The organism is Clostridium sp. FS41 (genome assembly GCF_000954015.1).
Classification (GTDB): domain Bacteria; phylum Bacillota; class Clostridia; order Lachnospirales; family Lachnospiraceae; genus Enterocloster; species Enterocloster citroniae.
Genome location: NZ_JYHN01000081.1, coordinates 119835 through 144230 on the forward strand (window position 1 = coordinate 119835; position 24396 = coordinate 144230).

At 48.6% G+C, this 24396-nt stretch carries 22 protein-coding genes and 1 riboswitch; all 22 genes read left to right on the forward strand.

What is annotated here, in order from left to right; genetic code table 11:
- Positions 1-87: 87 nt before the first annotated feature.
- The 22 genes from CLFS41_RS29930 to CLFS41_RS26145 all read left to right on the forward strand — a co-directional run bounded on the left by CLFS41_RS29930 (position 88) and on the right by CLFS41_RS26145 (position 24296).
- On the forward strand, positions 88-693 hold the full coding sequence (locus CLFS41_RS29930; RefSeq protein WP_007859259.1) for a DUF6273 domain-containing protein: 606 nt from the start codon (positions 88-90) through the stop codon (positions 691-693).
- Between the two features lie 89 nt (positions 694-782).
- Positions 783-1235 carry a nitroreductase family protein gene (locus CLFS41_RS29935; RefSeq protein WP_347469009.1) on the forward strand — a complete coding sequence of 151 codons (453 nt, stop codon included), beginning with the start codon at positions 783-785 and terminating at the stop codon, positions 1233-1235.
- A 165-nt stretch (positions 1236-1400) separates the two neighbouring features.
- The gene (locus CLFS41_RS26055; protein WP_045093983.1) at positions 1401-2024 is read left to right on the forward strand and encodes a TetR/AcrR family transcriptional regulator; all 624 of its coding nucleotides are present in this window, start codon (positions 1401-1403) and stop codon (positions 2022-2024) included.
- Positions 2021-3490 (forward strand): MATE family efflux transporter, encoded by a 1470-nt coding sequence (locus CLFS41_RS26060; RefSeq protein WP_045093984.1) that lies wholly within the window; start codon positions 2021-2023, stop codon positions 3488-3490. Before CLFS41_RS26055 ends, CLFS41_RS26060 begins: the two co-directional genes overlap by 4 nt.
- On the forward strand, positions 3487-4089 hold the full coding sequence (locus tag CLFS41_RS26065) for a cytidylate kinase-like family protein (protein ID WP_045093985.1): 603 nt from the start codon (positions 3487-3489) through the stop codon (positions 4087-4089). Before CLFS41_RS26060 ends, CLFS41_RS26065 begins: the two co-directional genes overlap by 4 nt.
- Before the next feature lie 124 nt (positions 4090-4213).
- Entirely contained in the window at positions 4214-4705 is a 492-nt protein-coding gene (locus CLFS41_RS26070) for a sigma-70 family RNA polymerase sigma factor (RefSeq protein ID WP_007859242.1), read from the forward strand.
- Entirely contained in the window at positions 4702-5589 is an 888-nt protein-coding gene (locus tag CLFS41_RS26075; RefSeq protein ID WP_045093986.1) for a DUF3298 and DUF4163 domain-containing protein, read from the forward strand. The genes CLFS41_RS26070 and CLFS41_RS26075 overlap by 4 nt, the downstream gene beginning before the upstream one ends.
- A 28-nt stretch (positions 5590-5617) precedes the next feature.
- Positions 5618-6145, forward strand: coding sequence for a hypothetical protein (locus CLFS41_RS26080; protein ID WP_152649085.1), 528 nt, complete (start codon positions 5618-5620; stop codon positions 6143-6145).
- A 326-nt stretch (positions 6146-6471) separates the two neighbouring features.
- Positions 6472-6909: a cupin domain-containing protein gene (locus CLFS41_RS26085; protein ID WP_007859236.1), complete on the forward strand. Its 438-nt coding sequence runs from the start codon at positions 6472-6474 to the stop codon at positions 6907-6909.
- Between the two features lie 31 nt (positions 6910-6940).
- On the forward strand, positions 6941-8110 hold the full coding sequence (locus CLFS41_RS26090; RefSeq protein WP_045094034.1) for an iron-containing alcohol dehydrogenase: 1170 nt from the start codon (positions 6941-6943) through the stop codon (positions 8108-8110).
- 10 nt (positions 8111-8120) lie between these two features.
- On the forward strand, positions 8121-8525 hold the full coding sequence (locus CLFS41_RS26095; RefSeq protein WP_007859232.1) for a MerR family transcriptional regulator: 405 nt from the start codon (positions 8121-8123) through the stop codon (positions 8523-8525).
- Positions 8526-8651: 126 nt separating this feature from the next.
- Positions 8652-8972, forward strand: a complete 321-nt coding sequence (locus tag CLFS41_RS26100) for a cation:dicarboxylase symporter family transporter (RefSeq protein WP_227162089.1) — start codon at positions 8652-8654, stop codon at positions 8970-8972.
- Between the two features lie 226 nt (positions 8973-9198).
- The gene (locus tag CLFS41_RS26105; RefSeq protein WP_045093987.1) at positions 9199-10044 is read left to right on the forward strand and encodes a tyrosine-type recombinase/integrase; all 846 of its coding nucleotides are present in this window, start codon (positions 9199-9201) and stop codon (positions 10042-10044) included.
- A 282-nt stretch (positions 10045-10326) separates the two neighbouring features.
- A riboswitch (cyclic di-GMP riboswitch) is annotated at positions 10327-10413 on the forward strand.
- A 129-nt stretch (positions 10414-10542) separates the two neighbouring features.
- Positions 10543-10713 carry a hypothetical protein gene (locus CLFS41_RS30510; protein ID WP_007859224.1) on the forward strand — a complete coding sequence of 57 codons (171 nt, stop codon included), beginning with the start codon at positions 10543-10545 and terminating at the stop codon, positions 10711-10713.
- A gap of 2 nt (positions 10714-10715) precedes the next feature.
- Positions 10716-11348 carry a signal peptidase I gene (locus CLFS41_RS26110; RefSeq protein ID WP_045093988.1) on the forward strand — a complete coding sequence of 211 codons (633 nt, stop codon included), beginning with the start codon at positions 10716-10718 and terminating at the stop codon, positions 11346-11348.
- A 162-nt stretch (positions 11349-11510) separates the two neighbouring features.
- Positions 11511-12092 (forward strand): hypothetical protein, encoded by a 582-nt coding sequence (locus CLFS41_RS26115; RefSeq protein ID WP_045093989.1) that lies wholly within the window; start codon positions 11511-11513, stop codon positions 12090-12092.
- Between the two features lie 132 nt (positions 12093-12224).
- Positions 12225-13931 (forward strand): carboxypeptidase-like regulatory domain-containing protein, encoded by a 1707-nt coding sequence (locus CLFS41_RS26120; protein WP_045093990.1) that lies wholly within the window; start codon positions 12225-12227, stop codon positions 13929-13931.
- A gap of 27 nt (positions 13932-13958) precedes the next feature.
- Positions 13959-14450 (forward strand): signal peptidase I, encoded by a 492-nt coding sequence (locus CLFS41_RS26125; protein WP_007859217.1) that lies wholly within the window; start codon positions 13959-13961, stop codon positions 14448-14450.
- The gene (locus CLFS41_RS26130) at positions 14447-15010 is read left to right on the forward strand and encodes a hypothetical protein (RefSeq protein WP_007859214.1); all 564 of its coding nucleotides are present in this window, start codon (positions 14447-14449) and stop codon (positions 15008-15010) included. Before CLFS41_RS26125 ends, CLFS41_RS26130 begins: the two co-directional genes overlap by 4 nt.
- A 12-nt stretch (positions 15011-15022) precedes the next feature.
- Entirely contained in the window at positions 15023-15799 is a 777-nt protein-coding gene (locus CLFS41_RS26135) for a hypothetical protein (protein WP_045093991.1), read from the forward strand.
- Between the two features lie 53 nt (positions 15800-15852).
- Positions 15853-22773: a hypothetical protein gene (locus CLFS41_RS26140; protein WP_045093992.1), complete on the forward strand. Its 6921-nt coding sequence runs from the start codon at positions 15853-15855 to the stop codon at positions 22771-22773.
- Between the two features lie 119 nt (positions 22774-22892).
- Positions 22893-24296 carry a GntR family transcriptional regulator gene (locus CLFS41_RS26145; RefSeq protein WP_045093993.1) on the forward strand — a complete coding sequence of 468 codons (1404 nt, stop codon included), beginning with the start codon at positions 22893-22895 and terminating at the stop codon, positions 24294-24296.
- Positions 24297-24396: the final 100 nt, after the last annotated feature.

The window sequence follows — 24396 nt, forward strand, 5'->3', positions numbered from 1 at the left end:
TCCGACACAAATCATGGTATAATCTCCTTAAGCGTGATCAAATGGCGAATGGAACAAAGTACATTGTAACAAATATGGGAGGTAAGGATGCAGGCAGGAGATAAGATATCCTTTGGAGATTATGAATGGCGCGTGCTTGACGTACAGGACAATACTGCATTGATCATAACTGAATATGTGATAGAGGAGCGGTCTTACCATGATGTCTACAAAGATATAACATGGGAGGAATGCTCCCTGCGAACATATCTTAACGGGGAATTTTATAATAAGTTCAGCGAAAGGGACCGGTCAAGGATCATTTCCGTGCTGAATCAAAATATGGACAACCAGTGGTATGGCACAAAAGGCGGAGCAGACACATGGGACAGAATCTTTTTGTTAAGCCTTGAGGAGGCTGCGTGCAACTATTTTGGCGACAGCAGTTCAAAGCTTTATCACCCCGGAAAAAATCAAAGATACTGGTTTGAAAGAAAAGATATGAATAACAGCAGGCGGATCGCGCACCATCTTGAAAATGGACGGGGCTGGTGGTGGTGGCTCCGCTCACCTGGCCGTGTTGGCATAAAAGCGGCCTATATCTGGGGGACTGACGGCAATATAGGCATCCAGGGCAACAATATTTTAAAAGGCAATCTGGATGAGGGCAGGTGCAGAGGCGGTGTCCGTCCTGCTTTGCGGCTGATGCTGTAGGATGGAAGTAAATGTGTCGGCTGCGGCATGTGCGTTAAAGTGTGCGTTGCGCATAATTTGGTATTAAATAATAAAAAAGCGGAGACAGTATGGCAGGCAGGCTTACCCACACGGCAAAGAATATGCAGGATGTGTCCTATGTCGTGTTGGATCAGGAAAAGGACCGTATTGAGAAAATGGCGGTTAGCCTGTTTAAAAAGATAAAGCCCTTGGCGGATCTGTTAAACCCCATGGCAAGGAATCATGAGATAGATGACCACTTTTTCTTTTTTAACGCTCCCGCCGTGATCGTGATCCTGGCTAAGAATCAAACAAACGGTATACTTGCCGCGCAAAACATGGAATTTGTAGCGGAAGCACATGGACTTGGCGTACTGTACAGCGGATATTTTACAATGGCCGCCAATGCTTCACACAAAATCAAAAACGCAATGAGCGTACCCCGGGGGAAACGTGCAGCAATGACATTGGTCCTCGGTTATCCGGATGTGAGATTTTACCGTTCCGTACAGCGTGAGAAGTTAGATGTCACATATAAGTAGATGGTTTATGCGCTTGCGCGGTAATTTGCCGCGCAGGCGTATTTTCTTTTGTCATCTTCAATGGCTTTATACATTTTTCATAATCAATAATATTGACCACTAGGTCAATATATGCTATCCTATAAGAAATTGACCAATAGGTCAATAATTGAAAGGATGGGTTCCATGAAGCGGGAAGAAAAGAATCAGCAGACAAAGCGCCGGATTATGGACAGCGCATTGAAGGAATTTACGGAACAGGGATATGGGGGCAGTTCGGTGAACCATATCTGTGAGGGGGAAGGATTTTCAAAAGGAATTATTTTCCACTATTTCCAGACCAAGGATGAGCTGTATCTGGCCTGTGTGGAGGAATGTTTCCGAACGCTGACGGGATTTTTGCGGGAGGCGCTGATCCTCGACAATGAGCCGGTGCACCGGCAGCTCCAGGCATATTTTAATGCCAGGTTTGATTTCTTTCAGGCATTTCCCATGTACCAGCGGATATTTTGTGAGTCTGTCATCATGCCGCCCCGCCACCTGGAGGCAGCGGTACGGGAGCAAAAGGCTGAGTTTGATAACCTGAATCTCTCCATATTGGAGCGGATCCTGGCGCCTCTTAGGCTGCGTCCGGGGATCTCCCGGGAAAAGGTGGTGGACCTCTTTGTCCAGTTCCAGGATTATGTGAATGTGCGATACCAGAATATGAGGGAACAGGACATTGATTTTAAGACACATGAGGAGGACTGCCGCAGGGCATTGGACGTATTGCTTTACGGTGTGGTGGAGCGAAAGGAAGTGGCGCAATGACCCGGGAAAACAAACCCCAGGAAAACAAACCCCAGGAAAACAAACCCCAGGAATCCATATTGGGGGAGCTGAAACCCTCAAGGGCGATCACAAATCTGGCGGTTCCTGCAACCCTGGCGCTGCTGGCCAAGGCGGTCTATAACATTGTGGACACAGCCTACATTGGTATGCTGGGATCGGATATCGCACTGGCTGCCGTGGGAGTGACCCTGCCGCTGCTGCTGATCATGGTATCGGTGGAGAATATCTTTGCAGCCGGAGCAGCGGTGCTGGCAGGACGCCAGCTGGGAGCGGGGGATAAGAATGGAGACAACCGCACCGTTACATCCGTGGTGGGGATCTCTGTGGGGATTGGATTTTTCCTGTGTGTGGCGGGCATCATTTTCATGGAACCTCTGCTGCGATCCTTTGGGGCCTCCGAGGCCGTGCTGCCCCAGGCAAAGGACTATGCGTTCTGGATGTTTATCGCAGCCATTGCCAATCTTCCGGCCCAGAGCATGAACTGTGCGGCCAGGGCGGAATCCTCGGTCAAGATCTCATCCGTTGCAGTGATCACCGGGGCGGCCCTCAATGTTGTTCTGGACCCCATATTCATGTTTGAATGGGGCTTTGGGATGGGCGTGGGAGGCGCGTCCCTTGCCACCACGGTTTCCCAGTTTGTTACATTTTTCATTCTGGGATGGTTCTATATGAGCGGACGCTCTGTTATAAAGATCAAAAAGGAATTTTTCAGGCCCCATTGGAGGCTGATAGAAGCGGTTACTGTGATCGGGATTCCTACGGCTGTGATTCAGATCTGCCTTGCAGTCGCCACATCACTGACCAATATAGCCGCCAAGCCCATGGCGGATGCGGATCTGATCATTGCGGCGTACGGCGTGGTCCAGCGGCTGATCCTGATCGGCTGTTATGTGATCATGGGGTTTATGCAGGGATATCAGCCCGTGGCATCATTTTCCTTTGGCGCCAATAAGGAGGAACGGTTCCATGAGTGCGTCCGGTTTGCCCTGCGGGCTTCCCTGGTCCTTACGGTGTTGGTGGCCGGGGTCTACATACTTTTGGCTAGGCCGCTGATCATGCTGTTCAACCAAAATCCGGCGGTCATTGGTTACGGCGCAAAGCTGCTGATTTCCCAGGTGGCGCTCTATCCGGCTTTTGGACTTTGCTACATGATGACCATCACATTTCAGACCATCGGTGCATCCAGGTACGGACTGTTCCTGTCCGTGATAAGGCAGGGATTGTTCTATGTTCCCTTTATCCTGATTCTGCCCCGGGCATTGGGCGTGACGGGCATCTATCTGGCCCAGCCGGCCGCTGACATACTGACTATTCTGGTCTGCCTGTTCTCTGTCAGGCCCATGAAGCGGACCGCATCGGAGAATATGGCGGCTGCGGTGAACGGAACATCACCGGGAGGAAATCCCCCGGGTGGAAACAACCCATACAGAGGAGAAAATACATGAGAAAAACGGTCATAACCATCAGCCGGCAATATGGAAGCGGAGGCGGGGAAATCGGGGAGCAGCTCTCCGGGAACCTGGGCATTCCGCTGTATGATAAACAGCTTTTTATGGAGGCGGCCTGTCAAAGCGGCATCCACCGGGACTTTTTTGAGAATGCCGAAAAGCGGGGGCAGGACCGCTTTTCCTATATGTATGGTTCCGTGACAGCCGGGCATACCACCTTAAGCGACCGGATTTTCCTGGAACAGTCCAAAACCATCCGCAGGCTGGCAGAGGAGTCGCCGTGTATTATCGTGGGGCGGGGAGGCAATAAGATCCTCTGGGATCTTCCAGGGGCGCTTCACGTATTCATCTACGCAAGAGAAGCGTACAGAAAACGCCGTATTGTTGAATTATACGGCGTGCCGGAACCGGACGCGGACCGGCTGATCAGGCAGCTGGACAAAAAGAGAAAGTCCTATCTCCTCAATTATACGGAGCAGGTTTGGGGAGATCCCCGCAATTATCATCTGTGTATTGACAGCGGCTATACGGGGATTGAGAACGGGGTGAAGATCATTCAGGCGTTATATTTGGCGGATGAGAGTACCAAAATGTAAAAATATAGATTGGCTGAAGTCAGGGCGGGAAATCAGAAAAGATGATCCTGCCCTGAAACTTTTTCGCTCAAATAAGAATCTATAGATCAGATAGCAAATTACAAAACGGAGAGGGAAATGACCCATGAGACAGGATTTATATGACAGGATCGTGGACTATATTGTGGAAAACCAGGATAAGTTTTACCGTCTGGCCTACAGTTACGTCCACAACAAGGAGGATGCCCTGGATATTGTCCAGAGCGCGGTCTTAAAAGCGCTGGACCATTATCAGGCGCTGCGGGATGAAAATGCCGTTAGAACATGGTTTTACCGCATTCTTGTCAATGAGAGCATAGGGCTTATCAAACAGCGAAAGCGGGAAACCCTGACAGAGGATGGTATGGATGAGGATGTGCCTTATTACGAAACCGGCTATGATTCGGAGGATGATCTTTATGACCAGCTAAACTGTCTGGAAACGGATGTGCAGACCATTATTAAGCTGCGGTATTTTGAGGAACTGTCCCTGAAGGAAATTGCCTATGTCACTAAATCCAATCTGAATACGGTAAAAACAAAGCTATACCGTGGATTAAAACAGTTAAAGCAGAGTATCCAGGAGGTGGAGGTATGAGCCGGTTAGAAGATGCTAAGAAAAAATATGATAAGACCGAGATTCCAAAGGAACTTTCTAAACGGGTGCAGGCAGCGGTGGAAGAGTCCGGGGCCAGGAAGAGGGAACGGGAAAAAGTGGTGAGGATCCGCAGAAGAAAGGTACTTGCGGGAAAATGCGCCGGAGTGGCTGCCGGGCTGGCAATCGTGTTTACCACAGCTTTGAACACCAATACCGCGTTTGCAGATATGGCGGCCCGGCTTCCGGTGGTTGGAGGCGTTGCGCGGCTTCTCACCTTCCGCTCCTATGAAAAGGATGAGGGGGACTGGAAGATATCGGTGAAGATCCCCAGCGTGGAAATGATCGCTGCCGACACCAACGGGCTGGACGATTCCCTGAATCAGGAGATACACGAACTGTGCATCCGCTATGGGGAGGAGGCGCAGCAGCGGGCAATGGAATACAAGAAAGCATTTATGGAGACAGGGGGAACCGAGGAAGAGTGGGCGGCCCACAACATTGAGATCAATGTGTGGTATGAGATCAAATCCCAGACCGAAGATTACCTTTCCTTTGCAGTCATGGGGACTGAGAGCTGGACTTCTGCTTACAGTGAGGCCAGATATTACTCCATTGATCTGAAGAACGGAAAGCTTGCCACCCTTCAGACGCTTCTGGGAGACGAGTATGTCCGGAAAGCGGATGAGAGCATTCAAACTGCCATGAGGGAACGGCAGGAAACGGAGGGGATCGAATTCCGGGCACAGGATGAGGGGGGATTTTCCGGTATTGATGAGAACACAAAATTTTATGTCAATGAGAAGGGAAATCCGGTCATTGTGTTTGACAAGTATGAGATCGCTCCCGGAGCTTATGGGGCAATGGAGTTTGAGGTGGAAAGGTGAGAATAAGATCATGGAGGTTATGAAATTTATGAAGATCATAAAAATCATGAAAAGGAATATGGTGTGCGGACTTTATATTACAATGGCAGGAATGACAATGACTGCCTGTGGACAGATGACAGGGGCTGAGGTATCGGCAGAGATCCATACCGGGGAACTGCCGCAGGCCGGGGCAGGGGAGGAACATGTGTCAGGCTCAGACATCCACTCCTACGAAGACAATTTCACTGTTCCAAAGTCCGATGTATCAGATTTTGCAAAAGAGATAAAAGCCGCAGTGGCATCAAAGGACCTGGACACATTAGCGTCCCTGGCCTCCTATCCCCTTTATATTGGATTCAAAGACGGCGGCATTTCCATTGATACCGCGCAGGAGCTGACCGCATTGGGGCGGGACCGTATTTTTACGCCGGAAATGCTGGAGTCAATAGAAGGTGCGGACGAGGAAGGAATGTCACCCAGTATGGCAGGTTTTTCCCTGACAAAAGAAGGGATCCCAAACATTATATTCGGAGTCAGCGAGGGGAGACTGGCTGTAAAGGGAATTAACTATTGAATGGCTGCTTTTGCTGCGTTTCCCAGCTGACCTATTTAACATTAACGTTTTTATATGGTTGATTGAATGCAGTAAAAACGCCCTGGTCTATATCATTGTTTGTGATCATATTCTTTTTTCTTAGGCATTAATAATCCTCCTTGACTGGAGGAATCCACTTACCAAGAGAATCATATCACATTCTGTGTAAGACTGAAATCGTCAATCACGAATTTAGTTGGTGAAACAAGAAGTTAATATTTCATTTTAGGAAAAAATTTAAAAAACCTCTTGACTTGGAGTTGACTCCAACACTTATAATGACCATATCACAAGGAGGTAGATCCATGGAAATTCAGGAAAAAGAGGAATTTGAACAAGTCAACATGTTTGGCATCGGAACGCCTAATACTGGGTTTGCCCGCTATTTTACAGGAAACTCGTATTTGAACCCGCTGACAAAACCGGGAGAGTCATCTGTGTTTCTGGCAAATGTGACCTTTGAGCCGGGCTGCCGGAATAACTGGCACATACACCACGCAGATGAGGGCGGCGGCCAGATTCTGGTGTGCACGGCGGGAAGCGGCTGGTATCAGGAGGAGGGAAAGGATGCGGTCAGCCTGGAGCCGGGGACGGTGATCACAATTCCGGCAGAGGTAAAACACTGGCATGGTGCAAAAGCCGACTCCTGGTTCAGCCATATTGCAGTGGAGGTGCCGGGAACCAATACAGGTAATGAATGGTGTGAACCGGTTACTGACCGGGAATATGAAAAATTACCATAAAATATGTTTTTGGAAAGGAAAGGTGATCTATATGAATTCATTTGTTTATGACATCCCTACAAGAGTATACTTTGGCCCGGACCAGTTGGATAATCTGGGCAAAGAAGTATCTGCTTTTGGAAAGAAGGCCCTGTTGTGCTACGGCGGCGGTTCCATTAAGAAAAGCGGTCTCTATGACCGTGTGATGGCACAGTTAAAAGCAGCCGGAATGGAAGTGTTTGAGCTTTCCGGCATTGATCCCAATCCAAGGGTATCCTCCGTAAATGTAGGTGCGGATATCTGTAAAAAAGAAAAGATAGACGTGCTTTTAGCAGTGGGCGGGGGATCAGTCCTTGACTGTACCAAGTACATTGGTGCTGCAGCTTATTATGACGGGGATGGATGGGACATTCTCCTGGATAAGGTGCCGGTGGAACAATGCCTTCCTATTGTAACCGTGCTCACCTTGGCGGCAACCGGTTCTGAGATGGATTCCGGCGGTGTGATCAGCAATCCGGAAACAAAAGACAAGATCGGCCGCATGTTCCCGCCCATGCAGCCAAAGGTATCCTTCTTAGACCCCACGGAGACCTATTCTGTGAGCAAGTATCAGACAGCCTGCGGCTCCTCCGATATATTGTCTCATTTGCTGGAAATCTATTTTGTTCCGGAAGGCGGCAGCATGTATATGCTGGACTGCTTTATGGAAGGTATGATCAAAACAGTGATGAAGTATGCGCCCATTGCAATGGAACAGCCGGATCATTATGAGGCCAGGGCAAACCTGATGTGGACCAGTTCATGGGCGATCAATGGATTTGCCGGAGCATTGCAGAACTGTGAGTGGACCTGCCATCCTATTGAACATGAGCTGTCTGCTATCTATGACATCACCCATGGACTTGGACTGGCGATTGTAATACCCCGCTGGATGAGATATGTCCTGGATGTGACTACGGCCCACCGGTTCTATCAATACGGTGTGAATGTGTTTGGCATTGACCCATCCCTTCCGGAAATGGAGGTAGCCGAAAAGAGTATTGAGATGACAGCGGACTTCCTGTTTGGCAAGCTGGGCTTAGCCTCCACATTGACTGAGATCGGCATTGATGACAGCAATTTTGATATTATGGCTGAAAAAGCCTGCGGCGGAGGGATCCTTCAGGGATATAAACCTTTGAACCGTGAGGATATCAGAAAGATACTGACCATGTGCCTGTAAGGAGTATGCCATGACCATAGCAGAGGTTTGTAAAAAGTATGATATAACGGCTGACACATTGCGGTATTATGAGCGGATCGGCCTGATTCCCAGAGTACCCCGGACTTCCGGGGGAATCCGGGACTATGATGAAGAGTCCTGCGGATGGATCGAATTGATGAAATGTATGCGTAAGGCCGGTGTGGAGATTGAAGCCCTGATCGAATACGTGGCCCTGTTTAAACAGGGGGATGAAACCATTGACGCAAGAAAGGGGATCCTGATCGAGCAGCGCAGGCGCCTTGAGGAGCGCATGGCCGACATGCAGAGGTCTTTGGACACATTGAATCTCAAAATCCGGAAATATGAGCAGGGCTTGATGAAAAAAGAACAGCTTCTCAAAGAAAAGCATAACGGTAAGAACTGTGAAGCATGAAACACAGCATTTCAGGGCAGAGAGACGAAGAAGGTTAGCAATGTAAGCATTGATTGGTAAAGCGCTTTAGCAATCTATATTGGATAGCCTTCCGCCCCTTGGAAAAATGATCCTGTATATGGATGCATTATTGTATTTATATTGGTAGTTTATGCCCCAATGCTGTTTTTTATCTGCAAGATTACACCTAAACAATTTCTGGACGCGATGCAGGAACCGCTGCTCATTGTTTTTAGTACCACTTCAAATATGGCAGTGCTTCCGTCTAATATGCGGGCTTCCGAGAAATTGGGATTGACACCGGAAGTCAGCAGCTTTCTGGTGCCCCTGGGCAACACCATCAATATGGCCGGTGCAGCCATGTACATGGCGATTGTTTCCAATTTTGTCGCACAGGCATATGGGATAACCCTGACAATGCCCCAACAGATACATATGCATATCTGAATAAAAATGATATTAGCTGAACACTTCGTAAACATCCGAGTGTTCAGCTTTTTTGCGCACCTTTCCACACTCACCATTACTGTCATAGAAGTATCATGAAAAAGTTAAAAATTGTAAAATACCCCTACCTTCCCCGCGGTATCTGTCTGTGTTAGGATAGTAAAAGACATACATTTTAATGTATATATACCAGTTGATGCCGATTGATGACAGGAGGAAGCAATCCATGAAAATCCATGGTGAATTAGAGGATAAGCTATACCGGTTTAGAAATTATTTATTGGAGGAAGAGCGCTCCGGTGCAACCATTGAGAAATACGGAAGAGATGTGCGGGCGTTTCTTTCATGGCTGCCTGACGGTGGGGAAATCTCAAAAGAGGTGGTGATCGGCTATAAACAGGCGATCATAGAGGGATACAAGACCACCAGCGCCAATAGTATGCTGGTGTCAGTGAACCGTTTTTTGGATTTTATTCAAAAAAAGGACTGCCAGGTAAAGCTGTTTAAAATACAGAGAAGCCCGTTCCGCAAAAAGGACAAGGAACTGACAAAAGAAGAGTACAACAGGCTGGCTCTGGCGGCAAAGGCGAAATCCAGCAGCCGTTTGTTCCTGATGATCCAGGCAATCTGCAGTACCGGCATCCGGGTCAGTGAACACCGGTTTATCACAAGGGAGGCATTGGAAAGGGGAAATGTTACCATTTACAACAAAGGCAAGGAGCGGGCGGTCTTTTTGCCAAAGAAGCTGAAAAAAAGCCTGATCCAATACTGCCGCCAGAATGGGATCCATTCAGGGCCTGTTTTTATTACTAAAAATGGGACTCCGGTCAACCGGTGCAATGTATGGGCGGAAATGAAAGCATTGTGCAAAACCGCAAGAGTCAGCCCTGAAAAAGTCTTTCCCCACAATCTGCGCCACCTGTTTGCAGTCACATATTACCGGATGCAGAAGGATATCGTGCATCTGGCCGATATATTAGGACATTCCAATATTGAGTATACCAGGATCTATACATTTACCAGTGAAGAAGAACATGCCCGTGTTTTATCAAGGATGTGCCTTCTAATATAAAAAGACCAGAACATAATATACATTATGTAATGGCCAATAAATGTGTTTTCCTAATCCTGTTTTTATTATGCATCTAAAACCTGTTTTTTTCAATACTTTTCCGGATTCCGGCCTCTTACTTTTCACTATTTTTTCCAAAACACATGAGCAGAGTTGAATTTGGATATGGCGAATGTTCCCCACGAAAGTGTTGCTCTGCTTTCAGTCGGAATTCTATTACATAATGTATATTATGTAATCTCTCATATGAGATGTTTCCTTTAGAAATACCCCATAATATAAATGATCGATCAGCAAAACTAGCGAAAGCTAGTGACGCAAAGCTACAGGGATTTCCCCTTTTAACAGGGATGTCAGCCAGCTGCAGGATTTAGTAAGCCGGCTGACGCATGCAGCATCGGCTTTTTATTTTGCCTGTTTGTCTAATCTGAGTATGTAAATCCAAGGATTCGGGACCGTGGGGCGGATGAGCTGAGCGTTCGGGAGGTACAGAGGAAAATGAAGCATGATAAAAACCAGTTTGTTGTCAATGTATTTACAAATGGGGCTGATCCGGAATGGGAAAGACGGGATACACAAGAGACTGACATGGATTATATAGAGTTTTGCCGGGAGGTATTCCGAATCCGGCAGAAGATGCAGCAAAACATCTCCCCAAAGGAGGAATAGAAATGAGCAAACAAAAGAAATGTTCAATTGGGTCTGTGATAGGCGGGATATTGTGTATGATCTTTATTCCTGTGATCGTTATAAACCTGACATTGATCATCAGTACCTACACAAAGCCGGGCGAGATGCCGGGGGTATTTGGAGTAAAACCGGCCATTGTCCTATCCGGTTCCATGGAGCCGGAGATTCTGACAGGGGATATGATATTATTACATAAAACAGATCCGGACCTGCTTCAAACAGGGGACGTGATCTGTTATCTGGACTCCGGCCAGGCCATCACCCATAGGATCGTGGCGGTCCGGGAGGGGGAAGACGGTCAGGTGCGGTACATTACACAGGGCGATGGGAACAACACGGCAGACCGGAAAGCTGTGAGAGCGGACCAGGTGCAGGGAATCTGGCGGGGAGGAAAGATTACAGGACTGGGCAATGGGATCATGTTTATGCAGTCCACAACAGGAATGATCTTGTTTATGATATGCCCTCTTTGCCTGTTTATCCTGTGGGACATCTGGAGAAGAAGGGAGCTTGACAGGAAAGAGGCTAAGCATAGGGCTGATCTGGAGGCGGAATTGTACAGCTACAGGGCCAGGGAGAAGATGGGACAGGAAGAAAAAGAGCCTGGATTGTAAGTGAAAAACGAATGCACCGGCTGAATATCACAGGCACAGTGTGATAAAAGCTGTTATATAAGCCAGGAGTAATACCTGGGTGCAGTGCCTCAGACACATGGGAGCCGTGTCTGGGCGGTCATACATGGTTCCCAGTTTGAAATGAAAGAGAGGACAATACATATGAAAGAAAAATCTTATGTAGCGCGTCTTGGTGCATTAGCCTTGGTATTGACTCTGATGACAACCTGTCTGACAGGAGGGACATTGGCAAAGTTTGTAACCGAGGTAGAAGGGACGGCAACGGCAACGGTGGCGGCCTGGAATTTTGAGGCAGCTGGAAACGGAACCGAATTCACCGGAATCGATATGGGAAGAACCGCTTATGAGGGGGACACCATCAAAGATACAGTACTTGCTCCAGGGACAAAAGGATCATTTGATATTGTGCTAGACGGGTCAGGCAGTGAGGTTGGTATTGATTATAGTGTGACGATTACTGCGGCATCAGATGTGGACCTGCCGGATGATCTGATATTCAATGTAGGTGATACAACATATAATCTGGGGGGCAACATAACCGGAACAATTAATTATGCAGATGGAGCTGACGCCATGAAAAAGACCATTACCGTTAACTGGGAATGGGATTATGGCTCCGATGATACCGCGGCACGTAACGATAATGACTATGCCGGTAAGTCCTGGACACTGGATATTAAAGCTACCGGAACCCAGGTGGAACCGACATCCACAACAGCTTAACCACCCCCGCCTCCCTGTGCCGGAGGCAGGGTGTCTTAGCGCATTCAGCCTAAGAGAAAGAACGTGGCAAGCCGCCGCGTTTTTTCTCTTAGACCGAATATCAGCCGTGTCTGCCGGCAGAGGAGAGGGATTATGATCAAAAAACATCCGAACAGTTTTGTTCCTGAAAAGAAGGCAGGGGATCATAAATGGATCCCCGTACTGCTGTTATTTCTGCTTATGCTTTTGTCATCCTGTGCGGCTGGATATATTCTTGGCAGGTCTGCATTTCCGGGATCATCCGGTCAGAGGATTGATACGATACTCCTCACGCCTGACGGAACCGAAGGAGAGTCTGCAATACAGCAGATATTCCATTTGACCGGAAAGATCAATTATACCAATGGCCGGCCCTATGCACGGGGGCGGGTCCAGCTCCACAGTGAGCCCAGGGAAACGGTTACGGATGCGGCTGGAGGTTTTTCATTTTTCCATGTGGAAGGCGGAGAACATCAGGTCCGGATTTTAGACCCGGCAGGCAATGTCTTGGGAGAGCGGAGCATTGACCTTTTTGCGGCTCAGGCGGATTCGGGAGTCAATGTAAGCCTGAAGGAAAGCGGGAAGTACACCATAGAAGTTGCCGTGGATGTCAGGATGCTGGAAGTGGTGATTGAGCTGGATGAAGAGAACAGCACATTGTATATTGATCCGGAGAAACTGACCTACCTGACAGAGGACGGCCGTATAGTGACCCCCACAGGAGAAGCGCATAGAAGGGAGGGGACCCTTGTAACACCCGGAGGTGCGGTGGTCAGCGCAGACGGAACTGTGATTGCGCCGGCAAGCGAAGGTCCTTTGGGCATTGCTCTTCTGACCCCTGAAAATGAAGTGGTTTATCCGGATCAGGATCAATCACTGCCCGATGGGACCAGGATAATGGAAAACGGGAACATCATACTGCCGGGCGGAACGGTCATAGAGAGAAATAATAGTGGCACAGAAATCCTGACCCCGGACGGACAGCGCGGGCAGCCGGGAGCAGGCGGCGTTGTTATATCCGGGGATAATCAGGTGTCTCCCATTGGATCAGGTACAAATGCACAAGGGGATTCGGATGAAAGCATATCAGGAAGCATATATGATGCAGATGGAAACGGGGAAAAGCCGGAAAAAAGGGAAGAACACGGCGAAGGAAACAATGGGGAAATGAATGGCGGCGGCGGAAGTAACGGAGCGGCGAGCGGAGACAGCAGTGGTGGAAATAACGGAAATACCAGCGGAGACAGCGGTGGTGGAAATAACGGAAATACCAACGGAGGAAGCAGCGGAAGTAACGGAGATACCAACGGGGGCAGCGGCGGCGGAAACAGCGGGGACACCAACGGAGATGGCGGAAACAGCGGAAACACCGGTGATCATGAAGATGAAGGACCGATCCCGAATTTTTATGTGAGCTGGACACAGGGCCAGGAAATCCAATTGTTTTCCGGTCCGGCCGGAGATGATCAGACTCTTTTGCCCGGGGTGGAGGGCAGCTATCCTTTTAAACTGGAAAATAAAAATGATTTTAATGTTACATGTAACCTGTCAATTCAGGAAGGAAGTATTCATATTCCCATGCGTTTCCGGATCGTAACCGAAGGGGACAAAAAGCCCCTTACCGGCTGGTGGGATACGCAGAAAGGCAGCGCTGTAAAAAGTGATACCCTGCGCCTGGGTGCAGGTGAGAGCCATTCCTATGTTCTGGAGTGGAAGTGGCCGTATGAGAGCGGAAATGATGGGATCGACACGGCGGCGGGCGAAGCAGGTGAGTCTTATAGGGTCAGGCTTAAAATATCAGCCCAGCAGGAAGCACCTTAATCTGAGGGCGGGAAAGGAGATGTCTGAATGGGATGCATGGGAAAATGTTTACGCACAGCGGTTTTGGCCTCATTGGTTATAGCAGTACTGCTGAACCTTTGCTTCTTTATACGGCCTGAGCTGTTTGGGTGGTCCCGGGCAGTCATTCTTTCCGGCAGTATGGAGCCGTCAATGTCAATCGGTGATCTGGTCATTGTTCATCGTGAGAAGGAATACAGGGTGGGAGACATTGTTGTGTTTGACAGCGGAGGCTTGTCAGTCACTCATCGGATTTTGGAAAAGGCACAGGAAGGATTTGTGACAAAAGGGGATGCCAATAATGTTCCGGACAAGGAACTGCTTTCTGAAAATCATATCATAGGAAGGGTGGCTGTTGTGATTCCTATGGTTGGGAAGGCTGTACTATTTTTGAAAAATCCAGCAGGAATGATGTTGATCATGATGCTTGCCATATGGCTTATTTGGGGGGCGGATGTGGTCAGGATGGTTAAGGGGCCAGGAGGGGATCTATCAGAATGAGAAAACATTTGACAAAATCCAGAATTGTGGGATATGGTTTGCTGCTTGCCGCAGCAGGCATATCTGCCTGGTCTCTGTCCTATGCGCGGTTTACGGCACAGGCGGATGGAACGGCCGCCGCTTCTGTGGCAGCCTGGGGCAACAGCAGCACTGCCATTGATATTCATGTAAACGGGCTGCGCCCTGGTAAAACGAAGGATTACATATTTTCAGTTACGAACATGGAAGATGGAGTGATAAGTGAAGTTGGGCAGGACTATTCCATCGGGGTGGAGACCACCGGCAATCTTCCTTTGGAATTTGCGCTCACCCCTGAGATCAGCAGCCCCGATCATGGCGGAACATTTGCGGAGACCGGAGAAAATGGAAAATTAACTTTAAATAACGGAATGGCGGTTGTAAAGGGCGGTTATCTGCCCCATTCTGTTTCTGTTATTCATACGTATACGCTGGCTGTTACATGGCCGGAGGAACAGACGGGCACTGAATATGCGGATGAGATTGATTTGGTGACACTGACGGTCAGCTCGGAACAGACCATTCCGGTTGAGCAGCAATAGGAGGCGTCTGAGATGAGGAAAATGGGCAGAAATGGGAAAAGAACGGTTCTGATATTGGCCATTGCTTTTATGCTCCTTCTGTTTCTGGCAGGAATAGCGGCTGCACGTTATATGAAAGAGGAGAGTCAAAGCGGTGTTGTAGAGGCACAGACATTTTACTTTGCCAGTGACCTGTTAAATGAAGACGAAGGCCTGGCTATATATTTTATTGATCCTATGGCGGAATCCTTAACAATCCAGCTCTGTAATTTTGCGGATTCACAGCGAGTAACATCCGCGGATATTACGTATAGAGTGAGTGTGACAGGAGGCACTGTTAACGGCGATACTGCCGTGATAAGCGGGACAATGAATGCAGGTGAAAAGACTCCGGTGCCGCTTGTGGTTACGCCCACAACCAAACCTGAAAACAGTGGGGGACCATTGGAATTAGAAGAAATAAAGGTAGTTGCAGAATCAGAATCGCCTTATAAAAAGACGCTTACAGGCGTATTTAAAAGGCAGCTGGGTAACCAGTATGTGGTGGAGGATGAGGCCGGCCATATTGCAGCGGTGCTGACCATGGTCTGCGGGGATGGTGAAAAAGATATAAGGATCACATTGCCGTCAGGTGTGATACCGGATGAAGCTGACATCCGTATTAAGGATTATAAAGATGATCAATGTACGTTTCGTTCGCCCGGATATGGGATCTATTCATTGGTATTGCTGAAATCAGAGGACGATATAATATTGTCGGGTCAGGGTTCATTTGCAGATGCCATTGATCTAAGCAGAACGGACGGGTGATGTCCGTGGCCAAATGAGTATAACAGTCATTTTTTTGCAGCGGAGGGAATGAGATGGATAGGAAAAGCCGGAAACATCAATTGAGGAGGCAAAGATACGATGGGCAGCGTATGCTGGCGTTGTGTCTTGCTTTATGCCTTATATTGAGCAATCTGAACTTTGGGTCCATGCTGGCATATGCGAGAGAAGGAAATAAAAAATCCTTTGACATTGGCGGTGATGTGAAGGCAGTCCTGAAAGACGGCGTGCTGACCGTTAGAGGATATGGTGATACAAGAGATTTTACCGGAGATACCGCCCCCTTTTCGGAATATGCGGATGAAATCCATGCATTGGTCATTGAGGATGGGATCACCTATATCGGCGATTATTTATTCTATGGATTAGGTGGACTGCAGGGAGAGCTGATACTTCCTGAAAGCATTGTGGGGATCGGTGACTATGCGTTTTCAGGAGAAAGCCTGGACCGGGCACCGGGATTTACTGTGATCCGCAATGAATTTGAGGGAGGAGAGATCACAGAATGGAAAAAGGCAGAGCCGGAAGAAAGTGAACCTGTCCAACCGGCCACCCCATCTCAGGCAGAGGAAAAGGACCAGCCGGACCAGAAAGAGTCAGACCCTTCAGCGAAGGAAGAACTGGATCAAACCACGAATAAGGAACCGGATCAGGAAGAACCGGACCGGACCGCAGCGGATAAGCCGGATCAGGAAGAAACAGACCAGACCACGAAAGGTGAAACTAAAAAAGAGGAATCAAAGAAAGCAGAAACCCGGAAAGAGGAGCCGGACCAGGAGAAAACAGGGCAGGAAGAGCCGGACCAGACAGAGCGGGACCAGACAGAGCCGGACCAGACAGAGCCGGAGAAGCTGTTTTCAGTCACTGCCAGGATAGAAAATTATCAGGTTCCCCGTGTGGGGGAGGGAATGGCGGAAGAAAATCCAGATATTTCAGGGGGAGGCGATTCCTCTGAAGGAAAATCAGACAGCGGCATAGAGAATGTTGATACAAATGGCGGCAGTTCAGACGCTGCCGGAGAAAACGCCGGTACAAGTGATGGTACTCCGGACAACTCCGGGGAAAACACCGATACCGGCAAAGGTAATTCAGACACTGGTGGAGATAATTCCGAAGACAATTCTAAAGACAATTCCGGAGATAATTCTGAAGATAACTCAGAAGACAACACCGAAGATAATTCTGAAGACAACTCCGGCTCATCCGATACCGCCCCGGATTTACCGGGAGATGATTCTTCCCAGAACAGCAGCGGCAAGGAGCAGGATAATGGCTCATCCAAGGACGACAGCTCTGGCAATGAAACCAATTCCACGGCCGGGGATATAACAGGGACATCAGAAGATGATACGGTGAATCCTGATACGGGTAACCCTGACAAGGAGGATGGCCAAACCCAGGATTTTCCTTCCGGGATTGAGGCAGGAAAGGAAGATAAAGGGAGTAACACCAAAAAGGATTCCAATACCCATAAGGATAAAGATCCGGATTATGACATTGAATATATTTCACAGCAGAAGATAGAGAATCCGGAAACAATTTTCTATGAGGGACAGACCGGTATGGTCATCTGCTCTCCGGATAATGATACATTTATTGAAGCAGCGGAATGTGCCGGTTATCTGATGGCGGACAGTTATATTACAGTGGCCCTGGATGATGTGGCGGAAATGGAACTTCCGGCCCGTGAAGGTCAGATCTGTCTGCCGGAATGCCCGGAAGAAATAACGTCCCCATGGGATGATAATGCCCTTTTTTCCACAGAGTTTGCCGGGTGGACCTTGGCACCGGGGACAGGACCGGAGGAAGCATTGGCGCCCGGAGCGTATATGGATGTGGGAGAGGACGTTTATCTAAGCCTGTATTCCGCATGGAAGGCCATTGGAACATGCCAACTGGGTGTTAAGGCGGACCGGGAAGGGGAGCGCGCGGTCTACACCTTGATCAATAAGGATACAGAAGAAGCTGTAAAAAGCCTGGACGGATATGCCTTTTTGTATCAGTGGCAATGTTCTGAACAGGATGGGGATATCCGGGAGGATGGGGGATGGGAAGACATCACCGGCGCGGACTCTCCTGTATATGAGCGTCTGGTAGAAGCGGGAGATATCACAAAGCGGTTCCGCTGTGCGGTGACGCCCCTTCAGCTGGCCAGGACTTTTGGAGCAGAGAATCCTGATACACTGTACTCGGAACCTGCGAACGGTGTGGCCGTGCTTGAAACAGTCTATGTGGACCAGACCAATGGAAACGACAGTAATCCAGGCATAGAGAGTGCCCCGGTTAAAACAATTGAGGCGGCTGCTGCAAAATTAAAGCCCGCTGATGAGGGCGGAACTGCGGATAACAACCAGATTATTTTACTCCAAAATTATGACTATGACGCTGTGTCCCATTTTTTAAAGGATGTTCCGGTTCCTGTGACCATTAAAGGAACCACAAAGAATACTAAATTTTTCAGCACCACAGCAACAGCAACAAGTGAGTTCTATCTATATGAAGATATCGCCTTTGAGTCATTGATCTTGGGGGACATGGGCCATATATACGGCAATGGATATAGTATACTCATTGGAGATGATGTTACGTGTAACGGATTGTATTTGTACGGAGCATCAAAAGACGGGACATTGACAGTCAAGCCGGGCAGAATTGAAGTCCGCAGTGGCCGGTTCAACAGGATTATCGGGTATATACGGAGTAAAACATCGTTTGACGCAAATGATAACGAGGCGGTTATCACAGTGGACGGAACCGCAGTCGTCAGCAGTATCGTAGCCGGAAGCGCCAGCGGGGAAATTAAGAATGGAAATGTGAGCGTCAATATTAAAGGAGGAACAGTAGCAAAACTGATCGGCGGATGCCAGGGTTACACTACTGTGAAAGCCCCCTATAGCGGTAATACAACGATAAATATTTCAGGCGGGTCTGTTACGGATGTCTATGGTGCTGGTTCGGGAAGGAACACAGCGATTCCAACCTATCAGGGAAAACTGGATATTCATGTAACGGGAGGAAATGTCGCAAATATCTATGGTTCCGGTTCCGCCGCATATGTGGTAAGCGGCGGAGAGCCGTCAGTGGTAAATATAGAGGTATCAGGGGGAACTGTGGGAAATATATATGCCGCAGGCATAGGCGGAGATTCGGAGGTGAGCGGCGGCAATGAAGAAAACGGTACCCCGGCATCTGAGTTTGGAAGCTTAACCGGACAAGCGAACATTACCATAGACAATGACGCTGTTATAACAGGCAGTATATATGCAAGCGGTAAAGGCTATATTGACAAAGAGTACGGCAAGGAAAACGCATATCTCAATGGGGAAGCCAATATCACGGTGTGCGGAGGCACGATCCGGGGCAATATCTACGGCGGAGGCCAAGGCGTCAGCAAGACAGGGTATGAAACATGTGCCCGTGTATGTGAGGATACCAAAGTAGCGGTTGAAATAAAGGACGGAGTTGTGGAAGGCTATATCTACGGGGGAGGAAAGACAGCCCAGGTCCGAGGGTCAACAAAAGTAATGATTAATGGGGGAACCGTCAAAGGAAATGTTTACGGAGGCGGGGAGGAAGGACTCACATATGGGAGGACTGCTGTACATATGACCAACGGGACGGTAAACGGCTCCATATATGGAGGGGCTCTGGGAAAGACAGATGACCGCTTTGTTTACGGAGGCTCCACCGTTAATATGGAAGGCGGATGGGTGCGGGGAAATATCTATGGAGGAAGCGAACTGAGTAATGACGGCAAAAGCGGAGTCCAGGACGAGACTTCCGCAGCCGGTCTTGTGTTTGTGAATCTGACAGGCGGTACGGTTACAGGAAAGGTCTTTGGCGGAGGATTTCAGGGGATTGTCAATGGATCCACTCATGTCCACATTGGATCAGGGGCCGTTGATAAATGTAATTATTATAAATCCCATGCAGACGAAAAGCCGGTTTTGGGTGCATCTGACCTGGTTGTGGGAGGTTCGGTCTATGCGGGAGGAGATTACGGAGGTGACGGCGCTGATCTGGACTATGACACTATAACAGTGAACGGTTTTTCCCATATTTATATTGACGGAACCGGATATGGCTTTAATGGGGCCGGTGCCGGAAAGATGGAGATAGGGGGAGGCGTGTTTGGCAGCGGTGCATCCTGTGATGCAGGTGACGTGCGTCTGGTAACGCTGGATCATTTTGGCACGGCTGCCCCTGAAACGGGTCAGCCGGAGCAGGTTAGCGGCGCAGTCACGTCAATACAAAGAGCAGACCAGGTACGTCTGATCCAGTCCCATGTCCGGCTGGCCGGCCAGTCGGATGTTGCCAATTCCAACCAGACGGCCCTTTATTCATTAAACAGGATTGGAGACAAGGGGAATTTCGAGAACCTGGGTAAACTAGGGAACAGCCTGGTTTTAGAAGATGGAAGCACATTGGTATTGGATTCAGCATCCAATGGGGTGGCAAACCTGAAAAGTATGGATCAAACTGAGGATCATGCGGTGACTAAAGATACCCTTGCGGATATTCCCAATACAGTGGTCCTTGCCACAGGAACGGTATTTCGTATTTCCAGCACAGCCCAGGACGGCTCTGAGGAATACGGTGCTGTTACAGGATATTTTTATATGATCGCGGGAGATACGGCAGAGGCGTATGCATTTGCCAGAGTAAAGACCTCAGACCTGAATCCATCGGATGGAGGGTTTGTAGTGCCCGGAGAAGATATGGAACTGGGGTACACCAATATAGGAACATTGTACCGCTACTGGAAAGTGGCCGGGGAAAATGCCAGCGCTACACGCCATGTGGTTCTGACTGCCCGGAATTTGGGGGATGCGGGTCAGGGCGAGGATGGATTTGCTGTTGCAGAAGGTACCATCGAGCTTCCTCCCATAGATGATGCGCAGGATTCCAGATATGTTATCAGTGAGATTACGCTGTCGGATAAACTGGCTTTGGTGGATGCAGGGCTGGACCAGGAGACAGGGACATGGATTACATCAGGTGTGGATATTGATGAAACACAGGAAAAAGAGAGGATACAAAACACACCGGCAACCACTTTTGGGTTGATGATGCGGCAGGAGCTGGGAGACGGGGATGTGATGTCCAGAGTCATTTCCGATAAAACGGCGCTTAAGAACGGCAGTAACTCTGTTATTGGAAAGGATTGGGATTACACGGCGCCGGTCCAGGATAGTACAGGTATCCCCCAAATTGAATTTAATCTGACCTATTACAATGACGGCATCCGGGTAAGCCAGAACCTGGGAACTGTGACCGTGGTGGTGGAACGCTATGCGGGAAACAACCTGATGGAAGTGGTAACCTTGAATGTGGAGATCGTCACCAGAGCAAGTGCGCTGTCAGAACAGACCGTTGATCTCTATGCAACAGAGAGCGGAAGCTATACGGGAAGAATGGTGATCCCGGCGGATTCCAGCAGAAGCCTGAGCCTGGCCGGAATAAAGGTACCTGAAAGCGGGATTGCCTTAAAAGCAGTGAAAGCTGATCTGGAAGGTTATGATGTGGCAATTACATTGCAGCCTGTTCAGAGCCAGGGGTGGAATACTGCAAATCTGATGAGTGAACCATATGATCTGTACACATATGACAAATCATTGGGCGCGGTCTTTCTCGGCACCACGGACAGCCGGTATGAGGCGCCAATGGATTTTGTGCTATACAATAATGGTGATTTTACGCCTAAGGACACGGATGCGATTATTTTGACCCTGACGGACGGGGATGGAAATCAGGTGCCTGTCACACTGAATATACATTGGAAGGAATCCATTGTTTCGGCTATCGGGATGGCGCCAGGAAAACAATATAATGGCATGATGGATACCGGACCGGTGGTGATATCCCGGGAGAGTTCTGTTACAGCGGCCTTTACCCTTCAAAATCAGGATTCTGTCATTGGCGCTTCCGGCGTGTGGCTGGAGCTGCAGAATGGAGATGGATCAAAACATGAGCTGCCGGCCGGTACAAAGCTTACACTTCTGAGCGGAAGCCAATGCTATCTCTATACTGTAATGGGAACGGAACAGGACGGGAAAATCCCGCTGAATCATTTTACACAGATGTGGGAGAGCAATAAATTCACAGAAAACGTTGCCTCTAAAACCATTACAGTCATAGTATCATTTGACGGAACAAGCGGCCTGAAACCGGATGAATATAGTCTCAGACTGCGCAATGACACGGGAGCTGACTCCAAAGGAGGGGATTTTACAGTCAATAATTCAATGGCTGCAATAACACTGGGCAGCCAGGGCGGTTTTTCCAGAGGAGAACACAGCATAAGCATATCCGTTTCCGTACAGCAGGATGCACGTCTATCAGACAAAACCGCAGTGGTGCTCTCATCGCAGGCGGGGAAAGAGTTCCCCAAGGGGACCGTATTTATTTACGGAGACAAAAACTACTATCCAATTAATGGAAATGTGTACCTGATCCTGAATGAAAACCAGGACCAAACGGTTATTATGGATACGACCCATACAACGGGTTTATCTTTGGAAGGCAATCGTATGGAGGCTCAACTTTTCGCAGTAGGTATAAATGCCGGTAAAAGCCTTATCAGCAGTACCGGGGTATCCTATGAAGTAAAGGCTGATCCCGTATATAACCTTAGTGTGGAAGCAGACGAAAAAGAGGGACGTGTGGCTGCACCGGGAACAGTTATCCCATTTACGGTATCATATTTAATGGAATACGTGGAACAGCCCACAAAGATTCAGGTTGAGGTCAGGAAAAAAGAAAACGGTACATATATTGGAGTTGAAGGCTGGGAGATAAAGGGCAATACAAAAATCGACCCGGGAGAGAATCAAATGACAGAGGATAATGCTTCTGTTACAATTGCTGTTCCTCAAAATGCACAGGACGGGACCTATCGACTTATCTTTATTTTGGGAGATCAAAGCGCGTTGTATAATATAATCGTGCAAAAATAAAAACAAGAATTTACAATACATTAAAACAACTGCAAAAGAAGGGAACGCGCCGCATAGGATTGGTCCGGTCATGATAATGCTGGCCAAATGACATGAAAATGCCGGCCCGGTGAAACGATATGTATACAGATGACGGGCTATACCGTGTGATTTACGAATATTTTGAATCCAGAATCCTTTTTGCGGTATATAAATGCGGCGAATGTCTGCCGTCTATCCCGGAGACAGGGCGGTTTTTCCATATGAGTCCTGCCGCCGTTCATTCGGCCCTGGAACTGCTGGTGCGAAAGGGCCATATAAAAATGACCGGCAATCAGACAGCGGTGGTTACATATGCGGCCAAATCAGGCGATGTAAAGGAACATGCAGCAAAGTATTTTGCCCTCCGTGAAGAAGGGATCAAAGATATGATCCAATCGGCCCCGCTGCTTATGGGGCCATTGTGGCTGGAGGGACTTAGGAAAGGGACGCAGCAGGACTGGGATAAGATACGGAATGCCCTTGCCTTTCCCTCACTGGGGGTCATATCAGTATTGGTGGAACTTTACAGCCTGACTTTGGGAACGCTGAATAATAAGCTGATCCTGAACCTGTTTTGGGAAGAAATCCGCTATCTGCGTTTCCCATATCTTACGGATAAGCGGCTGGAAAACCAGGAACCGATGAACACGGGGATGTCCAATCATGAGATCATTGAGTTATTGAGGGAGATCTTTTTTGGCTCATACAAAGAATTGATGGATGACCTGTCCCGCTTTATCAGGGAGGAAGGAACTAAATATTTAATTGGCAGCAGCAGGATTCCCTTTCAGTGGAATATTTACCGCCGCAGGCCTCAGATCAAATATTCCCTTGCAGGCCATCTCATCTGGGAAGTGGTAAAAGGGGAATATCAGATTGGCACCTATCTTCCCTCCCTGCCCCAGATTGCCCAAAAGTATCATGTATCCGTGGCCACGGTACGGCGCACCCTGGAACTTTTGTCACAAATGGGAGTTACCCAGTCATTCCATGGAAAGGGAACCCTGGTGGTTATGAGAACAGCCAAACTGAATTTCGGGATGCCCGGTATCCTGGAAGGAATGAGCCTATATCTGGAAAGCCTTCAGATTTTTGCGCTGACGATACGTGATATTACAATGTATACCATTAAGGAATGTACGGCGGAGGAGCTGAAGCGCCTGACCGGAAAATTTACCCAACTCATTCAGGAAAAAAGAGTGCATCTATGTTTTGAAGCGTATTTTAAATGGATTGATCAGTATTGCCCCCTGGCAACCGTACGTGAATGCTATCATAAGCTGCAAAGACTGCTGACCTGGGGATACCCGGTGATGCTGTATCGGATCAGAAACCAAAACATTCAGGCGAGATATACAGGATTCGCAAAGGAGATAAGCACATTGCTGTGCGAAAACAGGCTGGAAGAGTTTTCGGATGCCTGGAGGCGGATCATGGAGCAGGAGGAACGGGAGGCCCGTAAATTCGTATCCGATGTGAAGCCGAGACCAATATCCCGCTGATAATTTGAATGATCATACCAAAGAAGGACCGTGCGCCATGCGCCGGTCCCTCTTTGCTTGCTGACCGAAATTATACGCCATACAATTCTCCGGTTCTCGC